21 protein-coding genes and 2 tRNA genes are annotated in these 21,681 nt (G+C 65.9%); 14 read left to right on the top strand and 9 right to left on the bottom strand.

All coding sequences use genetic code 11. The features are described 5' to 3' along the window. Position 1: 1 nt before the first annotated feature. From HMPREF2716_RS10810 to HMPREF2716_RS10820, 3 genes are all read right to left on the bottom strand, one after another. Positions 2 to 1,375 (bottom strand): spinster family MFS transporter, encoded by a 1,374-nt coding sequence (locus HMPREF2716_RS10810; RefSeq protein WP_003099328.1) that lies wholly within the window; start codon positions 1,373 to 1,375, stop codon positions 2 to 4. Between the two features lie 279 nt (positions 1,376 to 1,654). Then, a complete protein-coding gene (gene hemH, locus HMPREF2716_RS10815) occupies positions 1,655 to 2,677 on the bottom strand; it encodes a ferrochelatase (protein ID WP_003099324.1) in 1,023 nt (340 codons plus the stop codon). Beyond that, complete coding sequence (locus HMPREF2716_RS10820) at positions 2,674 to 3,591, bottom strand: TIGR01777 family oxidoreductase (protein ID WP_003114699.1); 918 nt, start codon at positions 3,589 to 3,591, stop codon at positions 2,674 to 2,676. Before HMPREF2716_RS10820 ends, hemH begins: the two co-directional genes overlap by 4 nt. A 413-nt stretch (positions 3,592 to 4,004) precedes the next feature. Between HMPREF2716_RS10820 and HMPREF2716_RS10825 the strand changes: the two genes are divergently transcribed. The 4 genes from HMPREF2716_RS10825 (at position 4,005) to phrB (ending at position 8,448) form a co-directional block, all read left to right on the top strand. After that, a complete protein-coding gene (locus HMPREF2716_RS10825; RefSeq protein WP_003099318.1) occupies positions 4,005 to 4,988 on the top strand; it encodes an NAD(P)/FAD-dependent oxidoreductase in 984 nt (327 codons plus the stop codon). Between the two features lie 152 nt (positions 4,989 to 5,140). Beyond that, complete coding sequence (locus tag HMPREF2716_RS10830) at positions 5,141 to 6,097, top strand: DUF523 and DUF1722 domain-containing protein (protein ID WP_003099314.1); 957 nt, start codon at positions 5,141 to 5,143, stop codon at positions 6,095 to 6,097. Between the two features lie 9 nt (positions 6,098 to 6,106). Then, positions 6,107 to 7,006: a MerR family transcriptional regulator gene (locus tag HMPREF2716_RS10835; protein WP_003117433.1), complete on the top strand. Its 900-nt coding sequence runs from the start codon at positions 6,107 to 6,109 to the stop codon at positions 7,004 to 7,006. Then, positions 7,003 to 8,448: a deoxyribodipyrimidine photo-lyase gene (gene phrB, locus HMPREF2716_RS10840; RefSeq protein ID WP_003121048.1), complete on the top strand. Its 1,446-nt coding sequence runs from the start codon at positions 7,003 to 7,005 to the stop codon at positions 8,446 to 8,448. The genes HMPREF2716_RS10835 and phrB overlap by 4 nt, the downstream gene beginning before the upstream one ends. A gap of 125 nt (positions 8,449 to 8,573) precedes the next feature. Here phrB and pagL read toward each other — a convergent pair whose 3' ends face one another. From pagL to hemA, 6 genes are all read right to left on the bottom strand, one after another. After that, on the bottom strand, positions 8,574 to 9,095 hold the full coding sequence (gene pagL / locus HMPREF2716_RS10845; protein ID WP_003099307.1) for a lipid A 3-O-deacylase: 522 nt from the start codon (positions 9,093 to 9,095) through the stop codon (positions 8,574 to 8,576). 133 nt (positions 9,096 to 9,228) lie between these two features. Further along, complete coding sequence (gene murI / locus HMPREF2716_RS10850; protein WP_003117431.1) at positions 9,229 to 10,026, bottom strand: glutamate racemase; 798 nt, start codon at positions 10,024 to 10,026, stop codon at positions 9,229 to 9,231. After that, entirely contained in the window at positions 10,016 to 10,774 is a 759-nt protein-coding gene (locus HMPREF2716_RS10855) for a molybdopterin-synthase adenylyltransferase MoeB (protein WP_003146054.1), read from the bottom strand. Before HMPREF2716_RS10855 ends, murI begins: the two co-directional genes overlap by 11 nt. Further along, a complete protein-coding gene (gene prmC, locus HMPREF2716_RS10860) occupies positions 10,768 to 11,598 on the bottom strand; it encodes a peptide chain release factor N(5)-glutamine methyltransferase (RefSeq protein WP_003117429.1) in 831 nt (276 codons plus the stop codon). The genes HMPREF2716_RS10855 and prmC overlap by 7 nt, the downstream gene beginning before the upstream one ends. 1 nt (position 11,599) lies before the next feature. Continuing rightward, complete coding sequence (gene prfA, locus HMPREF2716_RS10865) at positions 11,600 to 12,682, bottom strand: peptide chain release factor 1 (protein ID WP_003099290.1); 1,083 nt, start codon at positions 12,680 to 12,682, stop codon at positions 11,600 to 11,602. 17 nt (positions 12,683 to 12,699) lie between these two features. Next, a complete protein-coding gene (hemA, locus tag HMPREF2716_RS10870) occupies positions 12,700 to 13,968 on the bottom strand; it encodes a glutamyl-tRNA reductase (protein WP_003095001.1) in 1,269 nt (422 codons plus the stop codon). Positions 13,969 to 14,111: 143 nt separating this feature from the next. Here hemA and lbcA point away from each other — a divergent pair, with 143 nt between their 5' ends. The 10 genes from lbcA to HMPREF2716_RS29395 form a co-directional block, all read left to right on the top strand. Beyond that, positions 14,112 to 15,884, top strand: a complete 1,773-nt coding sequence (gene lbcA, locus HMPREF2716_RS10875; protein ID WP_003146056.1) for a proteolytic complex protein LbcA — start codon at positions 14,112 to 14,114, stop codon at positions 15,882 to 15,884. A 4-nt stretch (positions 15,885 to 15,888) separates the two neighbouring features. Next, on the top strand, positions 15,889 to 16,506 hold the full coding sequence (gene lolB, locus HMPREF2716_RS10880; RefSeq protein WP_003095005.1) for a lipoprotein insertase outer membrane protein LolB: 618 nt from the start codon (positions 15,889 to 15,891) through the stop codon (positions 16,504 to 16,506). A 1-nt stretch (position 16,507) separates the two neighbouring features. Next, positions 16,508 to 17,356 carry a 4-(cytidine 5'-diphospho)-2-C-methyl-D-erythritol kinase gene (ispE, locus tag HMPREF2716_RS10885; protein ID WP_003146058.1) on the top strand — a complete coding sequence of 283 codons (849 nt, stop codon included), beginning with the start codon at positions 16,508 to 16,510 and terminating at the stop codon, positions 17,354 to 17,356. A 36-nt stretch (positions 17,357 to 17,392) separates the two neighbouring features. Continuing rightward, positions 17,393 to 17,467, top strand: a tRNA-Gln gene (locus HMPREF2716_RS10890). 55 nt (positions 17,468 to 17,522) lie between these two features. After that, positions 17,523 to 18,464 (top strand): ribose-phosphate pyrophosphokinase, encoded by a 942-nt coding sequence (locus HMPREF2716_RS10895; protein WP_003099281.1) that lies wholly within the window; start codon positions 17,523 to 17,525, stop codon positions 18,462 to 18,464. Positions 18,465 to 18,580: 116 nt separating this feature from the next. Then, a complete protein-coding gene (locus tag HMPREF2716_RS10900; RefSeq protein WP_003099279.1) occupies positions 18,581 to 19,195 on the top strand; it encodes a 50S ribosomal protein L25/general stress protein Ctc in 615 nt (204 codons plus the stop codon). A gap of 41 nt (positions 19,196 to 19,236) precedes the next feature. Next, positions 19,237 to 19,821: an aminoacyl-tRNA hydrolase gene (gene pth, locus HMPREF2716_RS10905; protein WP_003099278.1), complete on the top strand. Its 585-nt coding sequence runs from the start codon at positions 19,237 to 19,239 to the stop codon at positions 19,819 to 19,821. 40 nt (positions 19,822 to 19,861) lie between these two features. Continuing rightward, a complete protein-coding gene (gene ychF, locus HMPREF2716_RS10910) occupies positions 19,862 to 20,962 on the top strand; it encodes a redox-regulated ATPase YchF (RefSeq protein WP_003099270.1) in 1,101 nt (366 codons plus the stop codon). A 178-nt stretch (positions 20,963 to 21,140) separates the two neighbouring features. Next, positions 21,141 to 21,217, top strand: a tRNA-Met gene (locus HMPREF2716_RS10915). Between the two features lie 139 nt (positions 21,218 to 21,356). Next, a partial coding sequence (locus HMPREF2716_RS29395; protein WP_141762308.1) for a hypothetical protein occupies positions 21,357 to 21,681 on the top strand: 325 nt, incomplete at its 3' end.

Consider the following 21,681-nt stretch of genomic DNA (forward strand, 5'->3'; position numbering starts at 1 on the left):
GTCAGGCCGGCTGCCGGGACGCCTTCCAATCCTCGCCGCCCTCGCCTTCCCGTCGCAGGCTCCAGTCCTTCAGATGCTCCAGGCTGGCGCGATAGGGCTTGAGGCCGATCCCCAGCAGGACCACCGCACCAAGCACCGCGGCCAGGGTCACCAGCAGCAGCGAGTAGCGCAGCGCCATGTCGTCGGCGAAGACGAAATCGGTGACCAGCGCCACCGCCGTCGGGCCCACGCCGAGACCGAACAGGGTGACCACGAACAGGTAGATCGCCGAGGCCTGGCCGCGCATCGAGTTGGGCATGATCTCCTGGATCGCCGCCGGGGCCACGCCGAACGGCATGCTCAGGAAGAACACCGTCGGCGCCATCAGCGCCGCCGCCCAATTGGCGTTGTCCAGCAGCGGATAGACCAGGGTGAAGGGAATCACCGCCCAGGCGGCGAGCAGCCCGACGCGCATGTTCGCGTCGCTGCGCCCGCGCTTCGCCCAGTAGTCGGCCAGGCGCCCGCCGAAGACGATGCCGAGACAGCCGAACACCGCGACGATGCTGCCGTAGACCACCCCGACATGACCGGCGTCCCAGCCGTGGGTGCGGACGAAGAAGGTCGGCACCCAGGCGCCGCTGCCGTAGCCGGCGAAGGACAGGCAGGCGAAACCGAAGTTGTGGCAGAGCACGGTCTTGCGGTTGGCCCGCAGGTAGGCGCCGACCTCGCCCAGCGGCACCGCCACGCCTGCGCCGACTCCGCGCCGGGCCGGCTCGCGGATAGCCAGCAGCAACAGGCAGAAGAGCACGCCGGCGGCGCCGAGGATGAGGAAGATCAGTTGCCACGGGCGCACCTCGCCGAACAGCGGCAGATGCACGTCGCCCTGGGCCGAGGCGAACTTGATCACCAGCCCGCCGAGCAGGAAGGCCAGCCCCGAGCCCAGGTAGATGCCCATCGAGTAGACGCTGATCGCCGTCGCCCGACGCTCGCGCGGGAAGCTGTCGGCGATCAGCGAATAGGCCGCTGGCGACAGCGCCGCCTCGCCGACCCCGACGCCGACCCGGAAGGTGAGGAATTGCCAATAGCTGCGCGCCAGACCGCAGGCCGCGGTCATCGCGCTCCACACCAGCACGCCGAACAGGATCAGGCCGCGCCGGCTGCGGTTGTCGGCCATGCGTCCGAGCGGGATACCGCAAAGGGTGTAGAACAGGGCGAAGGACAAGCCCATCAGCAGGCTCATTTCCGTATCGCTGATGGCCAGGTCGCGGCGGATCGGGCCGACCAGCAGGTTGAGGATCTGCCGGTCGATGAAGGACAGCACATAGGCGACCATGAGGATCGCCACCGTGGTCCAGGCCGCAAGGTTGGAGGGATAGCCGTTATTGTTGTTATGCATGCCGAACTCCTGGACGCCGCCGAAGCGGCGGATGCGAAGGGAGGGTCGACAGGCAGGATAAGCCGGCAACATCCGGGCTTATACCCAGGGCAAGGGACTATAGAACTGCTGAATGCGGGAAGCGGGTTCCGGCGAATGACCGCCAGGTCATTCGCCGCCGCATGCGCTCAGAGCCTGTCCAGCATCTCGCGAGCTGGGCGGGGAAGCGGAGCTGACGAGCGGCAAATGAGCACTTCAAAGCCGTCATACCGCGCCGCGCAGCGGATCATGAACAGGCTCTCAGAGCGGCCTGGCCAAGCGCCCGCTCATCTCGGCCAGGGCGCCGACCCAGGCGGGGTGGTCGTTGAGGCAGGGAATCAGCACCAGGTCCTCGCCGCCGGCACTGATGAACTGCTCGCGGCCGCGCATGCCGATTTCCTCCAGGGTCTCGATGCAGTCGGCAACGAACGCCGGACACATCACCAGCAGGCGCTTCACCCCGCGCTGCACCAGTTCGTCGAGCTTGGCGTCGGTATAGGGCTCGATCCACTTGGCGCGCCCCAGGCGCGACTGGAACGACACCGACCAGCGCCCCTGCTCCAGGCCGGCGCGCTCGGCGAAGGCCTCGGCGGTGCGCAGGCACTGGCTGCGGTAGCAGAGGGCGAGGGCTTCGGGGCTGACGTTGCGGCTGTTCTCGGCCAGCAGGTCGTGGGCAGGATCCTTCACCAGCTTGCGGATGTGCCGCTCGGGCAAGCCATGGAAGCTCAGCAACAGATGGTCGTGGGGCTGCTGCAGGTACGGACGCACGCTTTCCACCAGGGCATCGAGGTAGACCGGCTGGTCGTAGAACGGCGGCAGCGTGCTGACCTCCAGGCCCAGGCGATGGGCGGCGATCACCCGGCGCACCTCCTGTTCGGCGGTGGTCGTGGTGCTGTCGGCGAACTGCGGATACAGCGGCGCCAGGGTCACCCGCCGGATACCGCGGCGCGCCAGGTCGAGCAGGACCTTCTCGATGGCCGGCTGGCCGTAGCGCATCGCCAGTTCCACCGGTCCATGCGGCCAGTGCGGCTTCATCGCTTCCTGCAGGCGACGACTGAGGACGATCAGTGGCGACCCTTCGTCCCACCAGATCGAGCTGTAGGCGTGCGCCGATTCGGCCGGACGCTTGATCAGGATCAGCGACACCAGCAGGCGCCGCAGCGGCCAGGGCAGGTCGACCACGTAGGGATCCATGAGGAACTGGTCGAGATAGCGGCGGACATCCTCCACCCGGGTCGAATCCGGGGAGCCCAGGTTGAGCAACAGCAGGGCATTCTCGGTCATGCCTGATCCTTTCGTCGGGCGTCCAGGACATCGGCCAGCGCCACGTCCAGGTCGGTGAATTGAAAACGGTAGCCGGCGTCCTGCAAGCGTTGCGGCAAGGCTCGCTGGCCGCCGAGCAGCAATCCGGACATTTCTCCCAGCCCGAGGCGCAGGACGAACCCGGGGGTCGGTATCCGCGCCGGCTTGTGCAGCGCCCGGCCCAGGGCCTTGGCGAAATCGCGGTTGCGCACCGGGTTGGGAGCGCACGCATTATAGGGACCGCTGGCATCGGGCCGCCGCAAAAGAAAATCGATCAGCTCGATTTGATCCTCGATATGAATCCACGGCATCCATTGCCGGCCGTCACCCAGCGGTCCGCCCAGGCCGAGCCGGTAGAGCGGCAACAGGCGCCCGAGGAAGCCGCCCTCGGGGGCCAGCACCAGGCCGGTGCGCAACAGCACGACACGGGTGCCGAGCTTCTCCGCCTCGCGGGCGATCTGCTCCCAGGCTAGGCATAGCTCGCTGGCGAAATCCTCGCCGGCCGCCGCCCCCTCCTCGGTCACCGGGCGCTCGCCGCTGTCGCCATACCAACCCACCGCAGAACCCGATAACAGAAGGTCCGGGCGCTGCTCGCGAGCGTCCAGCCATTCCACCAGGCGCTCGGTAAGGCGTACCCGGCTTTCCCACAGCAGCGCCTTGCGCTTGTGACTCCAGGGTTTGTCCGCGATCGGCTCGCCGGCCAGGTTGACCACCGCGTCGAGCGGCTGGTCGCCGTACTCGTCGAAACGATCGATGCCGCGCACGCCGACGCCGCACAGCGATTCCACCTGCTGCGGCCGCCGGCTGAACACGGTCAGCCGGTGCCCGGCCTGTCGCCAGCGGGCGCACAGGCGGCGCCCCATCAGGCCGGTACCGCCGGTCAAGAGAATGTGCATGGCTGTCTCCTCGTTTTGCCTGCGTGCCCTTTCAGTCTGGACCCTGGACATCGATCTGCCCGATGACCGTGCATCCTTCCCCCATTCCGGCGTTATCCTGTGGATGGAAGATCCGTCGGCTCCGGCCGGGGAACCCTGGCGTCGTTTTCGACTCAGCCAAGGAACAGGGCTTGCATCGCACTGGTGCCTTAGTGAACGGCGCCAGCCGTCTATTCTTCAGATAACTCGGTTGATACTTCCGAACGGAACGTCTGAAGGTTCGACAGGCCAGGAAGCGAGCCGTGCGCCGCAAGCGCGCCATCGGCGCGATGCAAGGTGCGCCTCGAAGCACGCGCAATACTGTACATTAAATCAAGCTTGTACAAGAAACCTGATTCGCCTGTCCAGACGCTACACAACCAGAGAGGCATGTCATGAGCGTCCCCATCGCCATCATCGGTACTGGCATCGCCGGGCTTTCCGCCGCCCACGCATTGAGATCCGCCGGCCAGACCGTACAACTGTTCGACAAGGGCCACGGCAGCGGCGGCCGCATGGCCAGCAAGCGCAGCGAGGCCGGCACGCTGGACCTCGGCGCGCAATACTTCACCGCCCGCGACCGGCGCTTCCTCGACGCCTTGCAACACTGGCGCGAGGAAGGCTGGGTGGACGAGTGGAAACCCGCTCTCTACCAATACCGCGACGGCCAGCTGAGCCCCTCCCCGGACGAGCAGCCACGCTGGGTCGGCATCCCGCGGATGAGTGCGATCACCCGCGCCCTGCTCACCGATCTGCAAGTGGTCTTCTCCTGCCGCATCACCGAGGTCTTCCGCGGCAAGCAGCACTGGCACCTGCAGGACGCCGAGGGACAGAACCACGGTCCGTTCAACCAGGTCCTGATCGCCATCCCCGCTCCCCAGGCCACGCCGCTGCTGGCCAGCGTGCCGAAACTGGCGGCCACCGCCGCGAGCGTGGTCATGGAGCCGACCTGGGCGGTGGCGCTGGGCTTCCGCGAGGTACTCGACACCCCGGTGCAGGGCTGCTTCGTGCACGACAGTCCGATCGCCTGGCTGGCCTGCAATCGCAGCAAGCCGGGGCGCGACACCACCCTCGACACCTGGGTGCTGCACGCCACCAGCCAGTGGAGCCGGCAGCACATCGACATGGCCAAGGAGGACGTGGTCGAGCACCTGCGCTGCGCCTTCGCCGAGGTGATCGGCTGCGCCGTACCGGAAGCCGCCTTCAGCATCGCCCACCGCTGGCTCTATGCACGCCCGGCGGAGGCCCACCAGTGGGGCGCCCTCGGCGATCCCGACCTGGGCATCTACGCCTGCGGCGACTGGTGCTCCAGCGGCCGCGTCGAAGGCGCCTGGCTCAGCGGCCAGGAAGCCGCGCGGCGCCTGCTGGAACATCTCTGAGGGGATCGGGCCGTCGCCTGGCGGCCCGATGTGACAAGAAAATACCTATACAAATACATTGACCTGTACAAGATAAGTTCTAGGATGTGTCGTATGACCGCCTGACTGTCGAGCTGCGCGCGAACCTCCTTTCCCCTCGGGAGACGACACCGATGCACGAATCTCACCCTTCCCTGACGCCCCGACTCGGCATCAGCGCCTGCCTGCTCGGCGAACCGGTGCGCTTCAACGGCGGCCACAAGCGATCCGCGCTTTGCGAGGAACTGGCGCGACACGTCGAGTTCGTCTCCTTCTGCCCGGAACAGGCCATCGGCCTGGGCACGCCGCGCCCGGCGATTCGCCTGGAAGGCACTCCGGAAGCCGCCGAGGCGCGGAGCCGCGACGGCCTGGCGGTCGGCGGAGCGCTCGCCGAATATGCGCGGAGGGTGGCGCAACGGGCGGATACGCTGGACGGTTTCATCTTCATGCAACGCTCGCCGTCCTGCGGGCTGCAACGGGTCAAGGTCTATCCAGAAGGCGGCGGCGCGCCGCGCGCCGAAGGCCGTGGACGCTTCGCCGCAGCCCTTTGCGAAGCCTTGCCGGAGCTACCGGTGGAAGAAGAAGGCCGGCTGCACGATCCGGTCCTGCGGGAGAACTTCCTCACCCGCGTGTATGCCCATGCCCACTGGCAGGCCCTGCGCCAGCGCGGCCTCAGCCATTCGGCCATCGTCGCCTTCCATAGCCGCTACAAGTACCAGTTGCTGGCCCATTCGCCGGAGCACTACCGCAGCCTCGGCCGCCTGCTCGGCGAAGCCGGCCACTACCAGCCGGAAGCCCTCGGCACTCGCTACTTCGGCGAGCTGATGCAGGGCTTGCGCCGCTGCGCGACCCGCGGCAGCCATGGCAACGTGTTGCTGCACCTGAGCGGCTACCTGAAACGCGACCTCGCAACCGAAGACAGGCGTGAATTGCGCGAGCTGATCGAGCAATACCGGCATGGCAGCGTGCCGCTGGTGGTACCGCTGACCCTGCTAAAGCACCACTTCCGTCGCCACCCGCATGCATACATCGCCCAGCAGGCCTACCTGCAACCGCACCCGACCGAACTCGGCCTGCGCAACGCGCTCTAGGATTTCCCGATGAACTCGCCCCACCTCGAACGCGGCGGCCTGCCGATCCGCGAAGTCACTCGTCTGACCGGCGTCCATCCGGTCACCCTGCGCGCCTGGGAGCGCCGCTATGGCCTGGTGGTGCCGCAACGCACCGGCAAGGGGCACCGGCTCTACAGCGAAGAGCAGGTCGAGCGCATCCGCCGGATACTCGTCTGGCTCGAGCGTGGCGTCGCCATCAGCCAGGTGCGCGCGCTGCTGGAGCGTCCGGAGGAAACCCCGGCGGCGGATGTCGAATCCCCCTGGGAACGCCTGCACGAACAGCTGCTGGACGCCATCGCCGCGCTGGCCGAGCGACGCCTCGACGATCTGTTCAACCAGGCCGCGTCGCTCTATCCGGTAGCGACCCTCTGCGAAAAGCTTCTGCAACCCTTGCTGCAGCACCTCGAACGACGCTGGCAGGGACAGTTCGGCGCGCGCATGGAGCGGGCCTTCTTCTTCTCCTGGTTGCGCAGCAAGCTGGGCGCCCGCCTTTATCACCAGCAACGGCTGCAACAGGGCGCGCCGCTGCTGCTGGTCAACCAGTCCGAGCTGTCGCTGGAACCGAACCTCTGGCTGTGCAGTTGGTTGCTCGGCAGCGGCGAGGTGCCGCTGCAGGTCTTCGACTGGCCGCTGCCACCGGCCGAACTGGCCCTGGCCTGCGAACGCCTGGAAGCTCGCGGCGTGTTGCTGTACGCCAGTCATCGCCTCAATCCGGAGCACCTGCCGCGCCTGCTGGCAGGGGTGAGCTGCCCGGTGGTGCTGGTCGGACCGGCCGTGGAGATCCAGCGCGAAGCCTTCGAAACCTTGGCGCTAACTGGCCTGCTGCTGGCGAGCACGCCCCTGGAAGCCCGCCGCCTGCTCGGCGAACAAGGTCTGTTGAACCCATGAACGGACTTCCGATGAACCTGATCTGGTTTCGCTGCGACCTGCGAACCACCGATAACAGCGCGCTCCTCGCCGCCGCCGATGGGCGCCCTTGCGTGGCTCTCTACCTGCTCAGCCCGGCGCAGTGGCGGGAACACGACGATGCGCCCTGCAAGGTCGACTTCTGGCTGCGCAACCTGGGCGAGCTGCAACGCCAGCTCGCCGCGCTGAACATCCCGCTGCTGGTGCGCGACTGCGGCCACTGGCGGCAAGCCCCGGAAGTCATCGGCCGGCTCTGTCGGGAGCTGGGAGTCGGCGCGGTACACGTCAACCAGGAATACGGGGTGAACGAGGAACGCCGCGACCAGGCCGTCGGCCAACGCCTGCGTGAACAGGGCGTGGCCTTCCACAGCCACCTCGACCAGCTGTTCTTCGCCCCCGGCTCGGTGCTGACCCGAACTGGCGGCTATTTCCAGGTGTTCAGCCAGTTCCGCAAGGTCTGCCACGAACGGCTGTACCAGGCCCTGCCGGGTGTCCGCCCGCGTCCGCAGCCCCAGCCACCGCACGCGCTGGCCAGCGACCCGCTGCCGGATGCCGTGCCCGCCTTCCCGCGGCCGGCCGATAGCTTGCGCCGCCTCTGGCCGGCAGGCGAAGAGGTAGCGCAGGAACGCCTGCGCGACTTCGCCGACCAGCACCTGGCCGACTACCATGAACGGCGCGACTTCCCGGCGCTTCCCGGCACCAGCCAACTGTCGCCCTACCTGGCCGCCGGCGTACTCTCACCCAGGCAATGCCTGGACGCCGCGCTGGTTGCCAACCGCGGCGAGTTCAGCGGCGGCCAGCAAGGCGCCGCGACCTGGATCAACGAGCTGCTCTGGCGCGAGTTCTACAAGCACATCCTGGTCGGCTACCCCCGGGTCTCCCGGCACCGCCCCTTCCGCGAGGAGACCGAAGCCCTGCGCTGGCGCCAGGCCCCGGCGGAACTCGAAGCCTGGCAACAGGGGCGCACCGGCATACCGATCATCGACGCGGCAATGCGCCAGTTGCTCGCCACCGGCTGGATGCACAATCGCCTGCGGATGGTGGTAGCGATGTTCCTCAGCAAGAACCTGCTGATCGACTGGCGCGAAGGCGAACGCTGGTTCATGCGCCACCTCATCGACGGTGACCTGGCGGCGAACAACGGCGGCTGGCAGTGGAGCGCATCCACCGGCACCGACGCGGTCCCCTACTTCCGCCTGTTCAATCCGCTCTCGCAGTCCGAACGCTTCGACCCACGCGGCGAGTTCATCCGCCACTGGCTGCCGGAACTGGCCGGCCTGGAGCGCAAGGCGATCCACGATCCGTCCAGCCTGGGGCTGTTCGCCGGGGTCGACTATCCACGGCCGATGGTCGACCTGAAGGCCAGCCGCGAACGGGCGCTGGCGGCTTTCCGCAACCTGCCGCCGCGCGATGGTCGCGCGTAGGGCGCGTCAGCGAGCTATCGCCTCCCGCCAAATGGCTCGCTCTTTCCATAGGGCGGTGCGGCGTGGCGGAAGAATCGCAGGCATGAAAAAGCCGGGATGAACCCGGCTTTTTTCGCCCGTGCCGACTAGATCGGGATCTTGTAGAACAGGCTGTAGGACTCGATACCGTCGTTCGGCTGTTTCAGGCCGGCGTTGGAATAGTGGATCGCCCGAACGCCGACCGACTGGCCGTTGGCGAACTTCAGGCCGGCGCCGATGCGGTCTTCGAAGTTCAGGGAGGAACCCAGGTTCTGGTCGCCGACACGGGTGCCGGAGAACGCCGCCACGCCGATACCGGCCTCGATGAATGGCTTGATCGAGTCGCCGGCGAACTCGTAGACGAATACCGGAGCGAACGACAGCGAATGCTTGCCGGCGCCTTCATCGCCACCTTCCCAATAGGTGTAGCCCGCATCCCAGTAGCCGGTCAGGCGCCCGGTGGAGGTCTGCCACCAGCTCTTGTCCCAATCCCAGCTCAGGCCCAGGCGATAGGTCATGCCCGACTGGCCGGTCGCACCGACGGCGGCCGAGACGTCCGCCGCCTGGGCGGAGGCCACGTGGACGGAGGAAAGTGCGGCCAGAACGGCCAGCGGAAGTAGTTTCTTCATTGAAACGTCCTTTTCGAAAGTTGCATGAAAGCCCCCGCATTCAAGCTGCGCATTATAAGAGCGCACTTACTAAAGCAGATACTAGACCAAACGCTTTAGTTCAAAAAATCGCTGACACGTCTGCCAGGAACGACTAAACGACTAATTTTCCTACGCTTTCCGGGCTTCCCCAGAGGATCGGCAGGATCCTTTCCATCTCCTCCTGCAGCGCGCTGGTCCAGAAACGCGGCGTCGCGGCCTGGCCAGAGGCCAGTAGCGCCCGCGCCGACAATACGCGCTCCAGCTGCCGGGCGACAGCCGCTCCCGTATCGATCACCGCCATCTCCGCCGGGATCAGCTCGGCCAGCAGGGGTTTGACGAAGGGATAATGAGTACAGCCGAGGATCAGCGTATCGCAGCCCTGTTCGAGGATGGGCGCCAGCAGGCGTTCCAGCAGTGCCCGGGTTTGCGGCCCATAGAGATCGCCGGCTTCGATGCGCTCGACCAGCCCCGGGCAGGGCTGGGTGAAGACCTGTACGTCGCTGGCGAAGCGGTCGAGCAAGGCGGCGAAACGCGCGCTCTTCAGAGTTCCGGTGGTGGCCAGGACGCCGACCCGACCGTTGCGGGTGGCCGCCGCGGCCGGCTTCACCGCAGGCTCCATGGCCACCAGCGGCACCTGCGGATAACGTTCGCGCAATTCCGCCGCAGCCGCAGCCGTCGCGGTATTGCAGGCCAGTACCAGAGCCTTGGCGCCCTGCTCCAGAAGGAAATCACCGATCCGCTCGCAGCGTTCGCGGATGTACTCCGCGCTCTTCTCGCCGTAGGGCACATGGGCGTTGTCGGCGACGTAGAGCAACGATTCGGATGGCAGGCGCGCGCGAATCTCACGCAATACGCTGAGCCCGCCGACCCCGGAATCGAAAACGCCGACCGCGGCCGACTCAACCGCCATGGCGTTGCCCGCAGACGGCACAGGAAGGATCGCGACGCACCCGCAATTCGCGGAAGCGCGTGCCGAGGGCGTCCACCAGCAGCAGGCGGCCCACCAGCGGTTCGCCGAAACCGGCCAGCAGCTTGAGCGCCTCCAGCGCCTGCAGGCTACCGACCAGCCCCACCAGCGGACCGATCACGCCGGCCTCGCTGCAGGTCAGCTCGGCCTCGCTGCCGTGCCCGTAGAGGCATTGGTAGCAGGGGCTTTCGTCGCGGCGGGTATCGAATACCGAAAGCTGGCCCTCGAGACGGATCGCCGCGCCGCTGACCAGGGGCTTGCCGGCGCGCACGCAGGCGACGTTGACCGCCTCGCGGGTGGCGAAGTTGTCGGTGCAGTCGAGCACCAGGTCGACCGCCGCCACGGCGGCATCGAGGGAGTCCTTGTCCAGCGCGGCGCTATGGCTGACCAGGCGGATCTGCGGATTCAGCGCGCCCAGCCGGCGCATCGCCGACTCCACCTTGCCGACACCGACGCTGGTGCCATCGTGGATGATCTGCCGTTGCAGGTTGGTCAGGTCGACCGTATCGAAATCCGCCAGGTGCAGCTCGCCGACCCCGGCCGCGGCCAGGTACAGCGCCACCGGCGAACCCAGGCCGCCAAGACCGACGATCAGTGCGCGGCTGCGCTTCAGGCGCAGCTGGCCCTCGACGTCGACCTGCGCCAGCAGGATCTGGCGACTGTAGCGCAGCAGTTCCTCGTCGCTCAGCATACCCATTGTCCGAGAGTGATCCGCTCGTTGCCGCCGAGGTCGCGCAACGTATGTACCCCGGCGAAGCCGCGGGCGCCGAGCAGTTCGCGCACAGCCGCCCCTTGATCATAGCCGTGCTCGAGCAGCAACCAGCCTTCGTCCAGCAAATGCTGCGGCGCCTGGGCGACGATCTGGCGGATATCGTCGAGGCCATCGCTACCCGCGACCAGCGCGCTCTTCGGCTCGAAGCGCACGTCGCCCTCGCTCAGGTGCGGATCGCTGGCAGGGATATACGGCGGATTGCCGACGATCATCCGGAAGCGTCGGCCATCGAGAGCGGAGAACCAGTGGCTGCGGCGCACCTCGACGTTCTCCAGGAGCAGCCGCTGGCGATTGCGCTCGGCCAGCGCCACGGCCTCTTCCACGCGGTCCACCGCAGTCACCGTCCACAGCGGCCGTTCGCTGGCCAGGGCCAGGGCGATGGCGCCGGTGCCGGTGCCCAGGTCGAGCACGGTAGCGGTGTCCGCCGCGAGGGTCGCCAGCGCGGTTTCCACCAGCAGTTCGGTGTCCGGGCGCGGGATCAGGGTGTGTGGCGCGACCTCCAGGTCCAGGCTCCAGAAGCCCTGGTGGCCAAGTATGTAGGCCACCGGCTCGCCGTTGCGCCGACGGGCGATCCAGTCGTCGAACCGCTCGTTGGCCTCGCGCGGCACGATGCGCTCCGGCCAGGTACGCAGGAAGCTGCGCGGCTTGCCCATCGCCGCCGCCAGCAGCAACTCGGTGTCGAGCCGGGCGCTGGGCGAATCGGGCAGTTGGGAATCCTTGAGAAGGGTACAGATAGTGGTCATGTCAGTCGCCCAGGGCCGCCAGTTGATCGGCCTGGTATTCCTGCAGCAGCGGCTCGATCACCTGTTCCACCGCGCCCTCCATCACCTCGCCCAGGGAGTACAGGGTGAGGTTGATGCGATGGTCGGTGACCCGCCCTTGCGGGAAGTTGTAGGTACGGATGCGCTCCGAGCGGTCGCCCGAGCCCACCAGCAGCTTGCGCGTGCTGGCGATCGCCTGCTGCGCCGCGGCCTGCTGCTGGTCGTTGAGCTTGGCCGCCAGCCAGGCCATGGCCTTGGCGCGGTTCTTGTGCTGCGAGCGCTCTTCCTGGCACTCGACCACGATGCCGCTGGGAATGTGGGTGATGCGCACCGCCGAGTCGGTCTTGTTGACGTGCTGGCCGCCGGCGCCGGAGGAACGGTAGGTGTCCACCCGCAGGTCGGCCGGGTTGATCTCGATCGCTGCCTGCTCGTCCGGCTCCGGCAGCACCGCGACAGTGCAGGCGGAAGTGTGGATCCGGCCCTGGGATTCGGTTTCCGGCACCCGCTGCACGCGGTGCGCGCCGGACTCGAACTTGAGCTTGGCGTAGACGTTGTCGCCCTCGACCCGGGCAATCACTTCCTTGTAGCCACCGTGCTCGCCCTCGTTCTCCGACAGCGTCTCGACCCGCCAGCCCTGGCGCTCGGCGTAGCGCGAATACATGCGGAACAGGTCGCCGGAGAAGATCGCCGCCTCGTCGCCACCGGTGCCGGCACGGATCTCCAGGAACACGTTGCGGCTGTCGTTGGGATCCTTCGGCAGCAGCATGCGCTGCAGGCTGTCGCCGAGGGCGGCGAGGCGGCCGCGCGCTTCGGCGACCTCCTCCTCGGCGAGGTCGCGCAACTCCGGGTCGCTGTCCTTGAGCAACGCCTGGGCGCCCTCGAGGTCGGCCTGCACCTTGCGGTAGTCGCGGAACGCCAGGATCACCGGTTCGACCTCGGCGTACTCGCGGGAATAGGCGCGGAAGCGGGTCTGGTCACTGATCACCTCGGCGTCGCCGAGCAGCGCCGTCAGTTCTTCGTAGCGATCGCTGAGGACATCCAGCTTTTTCAGCAGAGAAGCTTTCATGCAGGCATAGGTACCGGTCAGTGGCGCGGCGCGCCCTCGTCGAGGGCGAACAGCTCCTGGGCCAGGGCCAGCGCGTCGATGCGGCCCTCGGCGGACATTTTCTTCATCTGCACGCTGGGCGCGTGCAGCAGTTTGTTGGTCAGGCCGCGGGCCAGCTGGGCCATCACCTCGGCGGGGTCGGCACCGTTGGCCAGTTGCCGCTGGGCCTTGCCCAGCTCCTCATCGCGCAGGCGCTCGGCCTGCTGCCGATAGGCGCGCAGCACGTCCACCGCGGCCAGTTCGCGCAGGCGCTGCATGAACTCGGCGACGCCGCTGCCGACCAGTTCCTCGGCGGCCTGGGCAGCGCCCTGGCGGCTCTTGAGATTCTCCGCCACTACTTCGTGGAGGTCGTCGACGCTATAGAGGTAGACGTCGTCCAGTTCGCCGACTTCCGGCTCGATGTCGCGCGGCACGGCGATGTCGACCATGAACATCGGCTTGTGCTTGCGCTGCTTCAGCGCGCGCTCCACGGCGCCCTTGCCGAGGATCGGCAACTGGCTGGCAGTGGAGCTGATGACGATATCGCTGTTGGCCAACTCCTCGGGTATCTCCGAAAGCAGCACCGCATGGGCGCCGAACTGCTCGGCGAGCAGGCTGGCGCGCTCCAGGGTGCGGTTGGCCACCACGATGCGCTTCACGCCTTGCTCGAACAGGTGGCGCGCGACCAGGGTGATGGTCTCGCCGGCGCCGATCAGCAGCGCCTGGCTGCGGTGCAGGTCGCTGAAGATCTGCTTGGCCAGGCTCACCGCGGCGAACGCCACGGACACCGGGTTCTCGCCGATGGCGGTATCGGTGCGGACGGTCTTCGCCGTACTGAAGGTGGCCTGGAACAGGCGGCCGAGCAGCGGACCGACGGTGCCGGCCTCGCGCGCGACGGCGTAGGCCGACTTCATCTGGCCGAGGATCTGCGGCTCGCCGAGGACCATCGAGTCGAGGCCGGAGGCCACGCGCATCATGTGGCGCACCGCGTCTTCGTCCTGGTGCACATAGGCGCAGGCGCGCAACTCGTCGAGGGTCAGGCGATGGTAGTCCGCCAGCCAGGCGAGCACGTCGTCCGCGGTCGGATGGTCGATCTCCAGGTAGAGTTCGCTCCGGTTGCAGGTCGACAGGATGGCCGCCTCGCGGCTGGTGGTCAGGCGGCAGAGCTGCTGCAGCGCCTCGACCATCTGTTCCGGAGTGAAAGCCACGCGCTCGCGGACAGCCACCGAGGCGGTCTTGTGATTGATGCCGAGGGCAATGAAGGCCATGCAGGATCGCTGAGCTAATCGGGGAAACGCGCAATTCTCCTACTTCGCCAAGGGCAGGACAACCATTGCCGATGTATTGACCCCATAGACAGCTTCGTCGACGCCCGTCCCGGCCCCCTTGGGCTTGCCGGACGGCTTATGTCATGATGGCGCCACCCTCGCAGGTTCAAGGCCGGCTTTCTTCCTCTATGAACAAATCCCTTGCGCTGCTGACCGTCACGCTGCTGCTCGGCGGCTGCCAGTCACTTATCCACAAGACTCCCGATGGCACCCCGCCGGTGGAAGACACCGCGGTCGAGACCAAGGCCAAGCCGGAAAAGTACGCCTCCTTCAGCGAGGACAGCCTGTATTCGCTGCTGGTGGCCGAACTGGCCGGGCAGCGCAACCGCTTCGACATCGCCCTGAGCAACTATGTGGTGCAGGCGCAGAAAACCCGCGACCCCGGGGTTTCCGAGCGCGCCTTCCGCATCGCCGAATACCTCGGCGCCGACCAGGAAGCCCTCGACACTTCCCTGCTCTGGGCACACAGCGCGCCGGACAACCTCGATGCCCAACGCGCCGCCGCGATCCAGTTGGCCCGCGCCGGGCGCTACGAGGAGTCCATGGTGTACATGGAGAAGGTCCTCAACGGCCAGGGCGACACGCACTTCGACTTCCTCGCCCTGTCTGCCGCGGAGACCGACCCGGATACCCGCGCCGGCCTGCTGCAGAGCTTCGACCACCTGTTGAAGAAATACCCGAACAACGGCCAGTTGCTGTTCGGCAAGGCCCTGCTGCTGCAACAGGACGGCCGCCCGGATGAAGCCCTGACCCTGCTCGAGGACAACTCCGCAAGCCGCCACGAAGTCGCCCCGCTGCTGCTCCGCTCGCGCCTGTTGCAGAGCATGAAGCGCAGCGACGAGGCCCTGCCGCTGCTCAAGGCCGGGATCAAGGAACACCCGGACGACAAACGCGTGCGCCTCGCCTACGCGCGCCTGCTGGTGGAGCAGAATCGCCTGGACGACGCCAAGGCCGAGTTCGCCGGACTGGTCCAGCAATTCCCCGACGACGACGACCTGCGTTTCTCCCTGGCGCTGGTCTGCCTGGAAGCCCAGGCCTGGGACGAAGCCAGGATCTACCTGGAAGAACTGGTCGAGCGCGACAGCCACGTCGACGCCGCCCACTTCAACCTCGGACGCCTCGCCGAGGAACAGAAGGACACCGCGCGTGCCCTCGACGAGTACGGCCAGGTCGGTCCGGGCAATGACTTCCTCCCGGCGCAACTGCGCCAGACCGACGTCCTGCTCAAGGCCGGTCGCGTCGACGAAGCTGCCCAGCGCCTGGACAAGGCGCGCAGCGAGCAACCCGACTACGCCATCCAGCTGTACCTGATCGAAGCCGAGGCGCTGTCCAACAACGACCAGCAGGAAAAGGCCTGGCAGGCCATCCAGGAGGGTCTGAAGCAGTACCCGGAGGACCTCAACCTGCTCTACACCCGCTCGATGCTGGCGGAGAAGCGCAACGACCTGGCGCAGATGGAAAAGGACCTGCGCTTCGTCATCGCCCGCGAGCCGGACAACGCCATGGCCCTCAACGCCCTCGGCTACACCCTGGCCGACCGCACCACCCGCTACGGCGAGGCCCGCGAGCTGATCCTCAAGGCGCACAAGCTGAACCCGGACGACCCGGCGATCCTCGACAGCATGGGCTGGATCAACTATCGCCAGGGCAAGCTGGCGGACGCCGAGCGCTACCTGCGCCAGGCGCTGCAGCGCTACCCCGACCACGAGGTCGCCGCGCACCTGGGCGAAGTCCTCTGGGCCCAGGGGCGCCAAGACGACGCCCGGGCCATCTGGCGCGAATACCTCGACAAGCAGCCCGACAGCGACGTGCTGCGCCGCACCATCAAGCGCCTGACCGGCGCCGAGACTCCTTGAAACCATGCGTCTACGTCTTTTCCTCGCCGCCTCCGCGCTGGCCCTGCTCAGCGGCTGCGCCGGCCTGACCTCCCACGAAGCCCTGGAAGGCCAGGGCGATGCGCAGACCTGGAAAACCCACAAGCAGCAACTCAGCGAGCTGGATGCCTGGCAGATCGACGGCAAGGTCGGCATCCGCGCCCCGCGCGACTCCGGCAGCGGCACCCTGTTCTGGCTGCAGCGCCAGGGCTACTACGACATCCGCCTGTCCGGCCCGCTCGGCCGCGGCGCAGCACGCCTGACCGGGCGTGAAGGCGCGGTGAGCCTGGAGGTCGCCGGGCAGGGCCGCTACCAGGCGGAGTCCCCGGAAGCACTGCTGGAAGAACAACTAGGCTGGCGCCTGCCGGTCTCGCACCTGCTCTGGTGGGTACGCGGCCTCCCGGCGCCGGACAGCAAGAGCCGCCTGACCCTCGACGCCGACAGCCGCCTGGCGCGCCTGGAACAGGACGGCTGGCAGATCGAATACACCCGCTACGCCGAACAGAACGGCTACTGGCTACCCGAGCGCCTGAAACTGCACGGCCAGGACCTCGACGTCACCCTAGTGATCAAGGACTGGCAGCCGCGCCAGCTCGGCCGCTGACATGAGCGTGCGCCTCAGCCTGCCAGCCCCGGCCAAGCTCAATCTGTTCCTGCATATCCTCGGCCGCCGCGACGATGGCTATCACGAGTTGCAGACCCTGTTCCAATTCCTCGACCACGGCGACGAGCTGCATTTCGAAGCCCGCCAGGACGGCCAGGTACGCCTGCACACGGAAATCGCCGGGGTGCCGCACGACAGCAACCTGATCGTGCGCGCCGCGCGCGGGCTGCAGGAAGCCTCCGGCAGCCCGCAAGGCGCCGACATCTGGCTGGACAAGCGCTTGCCCATGGGGGGCGGCATCGGCGGCGGCAGCTCCGACGCCGCCACGACGCTCCTGGCCTTGAACCATCTCTGGCAACTCGGCTGGGACGAGGACCGCATCGCCGCCCTGGGCCTGCGCCTGGGCGCCGACGTGCCGGTCTTCACCCGCGGACGCGCGGCTTTCGCCGAGGGCGTGGGCGAAAAGCTCACCCCGGTGGACATCCCGGAGCCCTGGTATCTCGTCGTGGTTCCGCAAGTACTTGTCAGCACAGCAGAAATTTTTTCAGATCCACTGTTGACACGCGATTCTCCCGCCATTAAAGTGCGCACCGTTCTCGAGGGGGACAGCCGAAACGACTGTCAGCCGGTAGTCGAGAGGCGTTACCCAGAAGTTCGTAACGCTTTGATCTTGCTAAACAAATTTGTTTCAGCTAGATTAACCGGCACTGGAGGTTGTGTGTTTGGGAGCTTCCCAAACAAAGCTGAAGCTGATAAAGTCTCGGCCCTTCTTCCAGACCACCTTCAGAGGTTCGTCGCCAAAGGAAGCAACATCTCGATGTTGCACCGGAAGCTGGAAACTCTGGTCTGAGAAAGGAATGCCGAAACGGCATTCGAGCAATACCACAGGGGCGTCGCCAAGCGGTAAGGCAGCAGGTTTTGATCCTGCCATGCGTTGGTTCGAATCCAGCCGCCCCTGCCATTTTCCTCTTCTGTATTTCATCCGGATCCCTTCGGTCGACACAGGTACCTGTAGCGTGTCCAAGATGATGGTCTTCACGGGGAACGCTAACCCCGATCTTGCACGACGCGTCGTGCGTCAGCTGCACATTCCTCTTGGCGATGTTTCAGTTGGCAAATTCTCCGATGGCGAAATCAGCGTCGAAATCAACGAAAACGTCCGCGGCAAGGACGTATTCCTGATTCAGCCGACCTGCGCGCCGACCAACGACAACCTGATGGAACTGGTGGTGATGGCCGATGCCTTCCGCCGCTCCTCGGCCACTCGTATCACCGCTGTCATCCCCTACTTCGGCTATGCCCGCCAGGATCGCCGTCCGCGTTCCGCCCGCGTGGCCATCAGCGCCAAGGTAGTGGCCGACATGCTGACCGTCGTCGGGGTCAACCGTGTCCTCACGGTCGACCTGCACGCGGATCAGATCCAGGGCTTCTTCGATATCCCGGTAGACAACATCTACGGTTCCCCCGTGCTGGTGGACGATATCGAAGACCAGCGCTTCGAGAACCTGATGATCGTCTCCCCGGACATCGGCGGCGTGGTGCGCGCGCGCGCCGTGGCCAAGTCCCTGGGCGTTGACCTTGCGATCATCGACAAGCGTCGTCCCAAGGCCAACCAGTCCGAAGTGATGCACATCATCGGTGACGTCGAAGGCCGTACCTGCGTACTGGTAGACGACATGGTCGATACCGCCGGCACCCTCGGTCACGCCGCCAAGGCCCTGAAAGAGCACGGCGCCGCCAAGGTCATCGCCTACTGCACCCACCCGGTGCTGTCCGGCCGTGCCATCGAGAACATCGAGAAATCCGTACTGGACGAGCTGGTGGTGACCAACACCATCCCGCTGTCCGCCGCTGCCCAGGCCTGTGGCCGCATCCGCCAGCTGGACATCGCTCCGGTCGTTGCGGAAGCCATGCGCCGGATCAGCAACGAAGAATCGATCAGCGCGATGTTCCGCTGAGGCCCAGCCTCGGCGAACGCGCCTGAACGAAAACGCCCCGCTCCGGCGGGGCCTTTGAAATCGCCCGAACGCTGGTCGCAAGCGTTCGGGCGCATTGTTATTTTTGGAGATACACAATGGTCGACTTTATTCTGAATGCCCAAGTGCGTTCCGATCTGGGGAAAGGTGCGAGCCGCCGCCTGCGTCGTAACGCCGGTCTGGTTCCTGCTGTCGTTTACGGCGGCGACAAAGAGCCCCAGTCCGTAACCCTGGAACTGCGCGAAATCGCCAAGCTCCTGGAAAACGAGGCTGCCTTCAGCCACGTGATCGCCCTGAACGTTGGCGGCGCCAAGGAAACCGTACTGATCAAGGCCCTGCAGCGCCATCCGGCGAAAGGCTTCGTGATGCACGCCGACTTCCTGCGCGTGGTCGCCGACCACAAGCTGACCGCCCACGTACCGCTGCACTTCATCAACGAAGAAGTAGCCGTTGGCGTCAAGCAAGCCGGTGGCGAGATCTCCCACACCATCTCCGAAGTCGAAGTTTCCTGCCTGCCGAAAGACCTGCCGGAATTCATCGAAGTCGACATGGCCAAGGTCGAGCTGGGCCAGATCGTTCACCTGTCGGACCTCAAGGCTCCGAAAGGCGTCGAGCTGGTACAACTGGCCCACGGCAACGACCTGGCCGTTGCCAACATCCACGCTTCCCGCGTGGTGAAGGAAGAAGGTAGCGAAGAAGGCGCCGCCGAGTAATTCATTACTCGATCGCCTTTTTATAGAGAGGGGCTCCCGTCGTGACTGCCGTACAACTGATCGTTGGCCTGGGAAACCCGGGTCCTGAATACGACCAGACCCGGCATAACGCGGGGGCCCTTTTCGTTGAGCGCCTGGCGCATGCCCAGGGCGTCAGCCTCGTGGCTGACCGCAAGTATTTCGGCCTGGTCGGCAAGTTCAGCCACCAGGGCAAGGACGTTCGTTTGTTGATCCCGACCACCTACATGAACCGCAGCGGCCAGTCCGTAGCGGCGCTGGCGGGATTCTTCCGGATCGCCCCGGACGCCATCCTGGTGGCCCACGACGAACTCGACATGCCCCCTGGCGTCGCCAAGCTCAAGACCGGCGGCGGACACGGCGGGCACAACGGGTTGCGCGACATCATCGCCCAGCTCGGCAATCAGAATTCTTTCCATCGCCTGCGGCTTGGCATCGGCCATCCGGGGCACAGCAGCCTGGTTTCCGGTTACGTGCTCGGCCGCGCCCCGCGCAGCGAGCAGGAACTGCTCGACACCAGCATCGACTTCGCCCTCGGCGTGCTGCCGGAAATGCTCGCCGGGGACTGGACCCGGGCGATGCAGAAGCTGCACAGCCAGAAGGCCTGAACCACTTTTCTAGCGCCTGTCTGAGCGCGAGGGACATAGCATGGGATTCAACTGCGGCATCGTCGGCCTGCCCAACGTCGGCAAGTCCACCCTGTTCAACGCCCTGACCAAATCCGGTATCGCGGCGGAAAACTTCCCGTTCTGCACCATCGAGCCGAACAGCGGCATCGTGCCGATGCCCGACGCGCGCCTGAACGCCCTGGCCGAGATCGTCAAGCCCGAGCGCGTACTGCCGACCACCATGGAATTCGTCGACATCGCCGGCCTGGTGGCGGGCGCCTCCAAGGGTGAGGGCCTGGGCAACAAGTTCCTCGCCAACATCCGCGAGACCGACGCCATCGCCCACGTGGTGCGCTGCTTCGAAGACGACAACGTGATCCACGTGTCCAACAGCGTCGACCCCAAGCGCGACATCGAGATCATCGACCTCGAACTGATCTTCGCCGACCTCGACAGCTGCGAGAAGCAACTGCAGAAAGTCGCCCGCAACGCCAAGGGCGGCGACAAGGAAGCCCTGGCCCAGAAGGCCCTGCTGGAAAAGCTCATCCCCCACTTCACCGAGGGCAAGCCGGCGCGTTCGCTGCTGAAGAACCTCGGTGACGAGGAGAAGCGCCTGGTGCGCAGCTTCCACCTGCTGACCAGCAAGCCGGTGATGTACATCGCCAACGTCGCCGAGGACGGCTTCGAGAACAACCCGCACCTGGATGTGGTGAAGGCCATCGCCGAGGAAGAAGGCGCGGTGGTGGTGCCGGTGTGCAACAAGATCGAAGCCGAGATCGCCGAGCTGGAAGACGGCGAAGAGAAGGACATGTTCCTCGAGTCCCTCGGTCTCGAGGAACCCGGCCTGAACCGTGTGATCCGTGCCGGCTACGGCCTGCTCAACCTGCAGACCTACTTCACCGCCGGGGTGAAGGAAGTCCGCGCCTGGACCGTCCGCGTCGGCGCCACCGCCCCGCAGGCCGCCGGCGTGATCCACACCGACTTCGAGAAAGGCTTCATCCGCGCCGAAGTGGTCGCCTACGACGACTTCATCCAGTTCAAGGGCGAACAGGGCGCCAAGGAAGCCGGCAAATGGCGCCTGGAAGGCAAGGACTACATCGTCAAGGACGGCGACGTGATGCATTTCCGCTTCAACGTGTAATCCCCTTCCCGTCCCAGGAAAGCCCCGGCCAAGCGCCGGGGCTTTTCGCTCCTACCCCTCCCCATCGCCCTCTCTCCGGCGATCCGACCCCTTCCGTCTAAACGATTGAAAGATCAGAAAATTATCTAGCCCCAGGGGTTGACAGCCCCGCCCGAGATACGGAAAATGCGCGCCACTCGGCTACATAGCTCAGTCGGTTAGAGCGCAGCATTCATAATGCTGATGTCCCAGGTTCAAGTCCCGGTGTAGCCACCATATTTTTCAAGGGGTTAGCGCAAGCTAACCCCTTTTCTTTTGCCTGTGGTGACTACAAAGTGACTACAGCGTGCCTACCTCTTCCCTCACCCCTGCCTCTGCCCTACCCTTCGGTCATCAGCCAGTAGAGACAAGGGACATGTTCAGCGAACTCGGCTTTTCTATGTTTGACGTGCTTCTTCCCATTGCCTGCACTATCGGTGCGATCTTTGGGAGCCTGGCACAGTCAATGGTCGCGAATTACAACCTCACTCACCTTCCCCGCAAGGAAGGAGATATGAAACTCGCCTCGACTCAACTACGAGAACTTCGCTCCGCATGGCTATTCATGCGGCTTTTTGTTGGAGGCGTATTAGGCTTCGTTGTTGGGCTGTACTTCATTGGAGCACTACAAGAGACACCAGCAGTCTTTGCAAAGATATGGGCTCTATGTAGTGGTCTACTGATCCCGGACACCGATTTAG

This window comes from Pseudomonas sp. HMSC076A11 (genome assembly GCF_001810205.1).
GTDB classification, from domain to species: Bacteria; Pseudomonadota; Gammaproteobacteria; order Pseudomonadales; family Pseudomonadaceae; genus Pseudomonas; species Pseudomonas aeruginosa.

What these genes read in the sequence shown, in the direction of transcription:
- phrB (WP_003121048.1), top strand. Translation starts at nt 7,003, where the DNA reads ATGAACGGACTTCCGATGAACCTGATCTGGTTTCGCTGCGACCTGCGA.
- lbcA (WP_003146056.1), top strand. Translation starts at nt 14,112, where the DNA reads ATGATGGCGCCACCCTCGCAGGTTCAAGGCCGGCTTTCTTCCTCTATG.
- HMPREF2716_RS10855 (WP_003146054.1), bottom strand. Translation starts at nt 10,774, where the DNA reads ATGCTGAGCGACGAGGAACTGCTGCGCTACAGTCGCCAGATCCTGCTG.
- murI (WP_003117431.1), bottom strand. Translation starts at nt 10,026, where the DNA reads ATGGCGGTTGAGTCGGCCGCGGTCGGCGTTTTCGATTCCGGGGTCGGC.
- HMPREF2716_RS10810 (WP_003099328.1), bottom strand. Translation starts at nt 1,375, where the DNA reads ATGCATAACAACAATAACGGCTATCCCTCCAACCTTGCGGCCTGGACC.
- HMPREF2716_RS10900 (WP_003099279.1), top strand. Translation starts at nt 18,581, where the DNA reads ATGGTCGACTTTATTCTGAATGCCCAAGTGCGTTCCGATCTGGGGAAA.
- pagL (WP_003099307.1), bottom strand. Translation starts at nt 9,095, where the DNA reads ATGAAGAAACTACTTCCGCTGGCCGTTCTGGCCGCACTTTCCTCCGTC.
- prfA (WP_003099290.1), bottom strand. Translation starts at nt 12,682, where the DNA reads ATGAAAGCTTCTCTGCTGAAAAAGCTGGATGTCCTCAGCGATCGCTAC.
- HMPREF2716_RS10835 (WP_003117433.1), top strand. Translation starts at nt 6,107, where the DNA reads ATGAACTCGCCCCACCTCGAACGCGGCGGCCTGCCGATCCGCGAAGTC.
- hemA (WP_003095001.1), bottom strand. Translation starts at nt 13,968, where the DNA reads ATGGCCTTCATTGCCCTCGGCATCAATCACAAGACCGCCTCGGTGGCT.
- HMPREF2716_RS10820 (WP_003114699.1), bottom strand. Translation starts at nt 3,591, where the DNA reads ATGCACATTCTCTTGACCGGCGGTACCGGCCTGATGGGGCGCCGCCTG.
- lolB (WP_003095005.1), top strand. Translation starts at nt 15,889, where the DNA reads ATGCGTCTACGTCTTTTCCTCGCCGCCTCCGCGCTGGCCCTGCTCAGC.
- HMPREF2716_RS10830 (WP_003099314.1), top strand. Translation starts at nt 5,141, where the DNA reads ATGCACGAATCTCACCCTTCCCTGACGCCCCGACTCGGCATCAGCGCC.
- ychF (WP_003099270.1), top strand. Translation starts at nt 19,862, where the DNA reads ATGGGATTCAACTGCGGCATCGTCGGCCTGCCCAACGTCGGCAAGTCC.
- HMPREF2716_RS10825 (WP_003099318.1), top strand. Translation starts at nt 4,005, where the DNA reads ATGAGCGTCCCCATCGCCATCATCGGTACTGGCATCGCCGGGCTTTCC.
- prmC (WP_003117429.1), bottom strand. Translation starts at nt 11,598, where the DNA reads ATGACCACTATCTGTACCCTTCTCAAGGATTCCCAACTGCCCGATTCG.
- hemH (WP_003099324.1), bottom strand. Translation starts at nt 2,677, where the DNA reads ATGACCGAGAATGCCCTGCTGTTGCTCAACCTGGGCTCCCCGGATTCG.
- ispE (WP_003146058.1), top strand. Translation starts at nt 16,508, where the DNA reads ATGAGCGTGCGCCTCAGCCTGCCAGCCCCGGCCAAGCTCAATCTGTTC.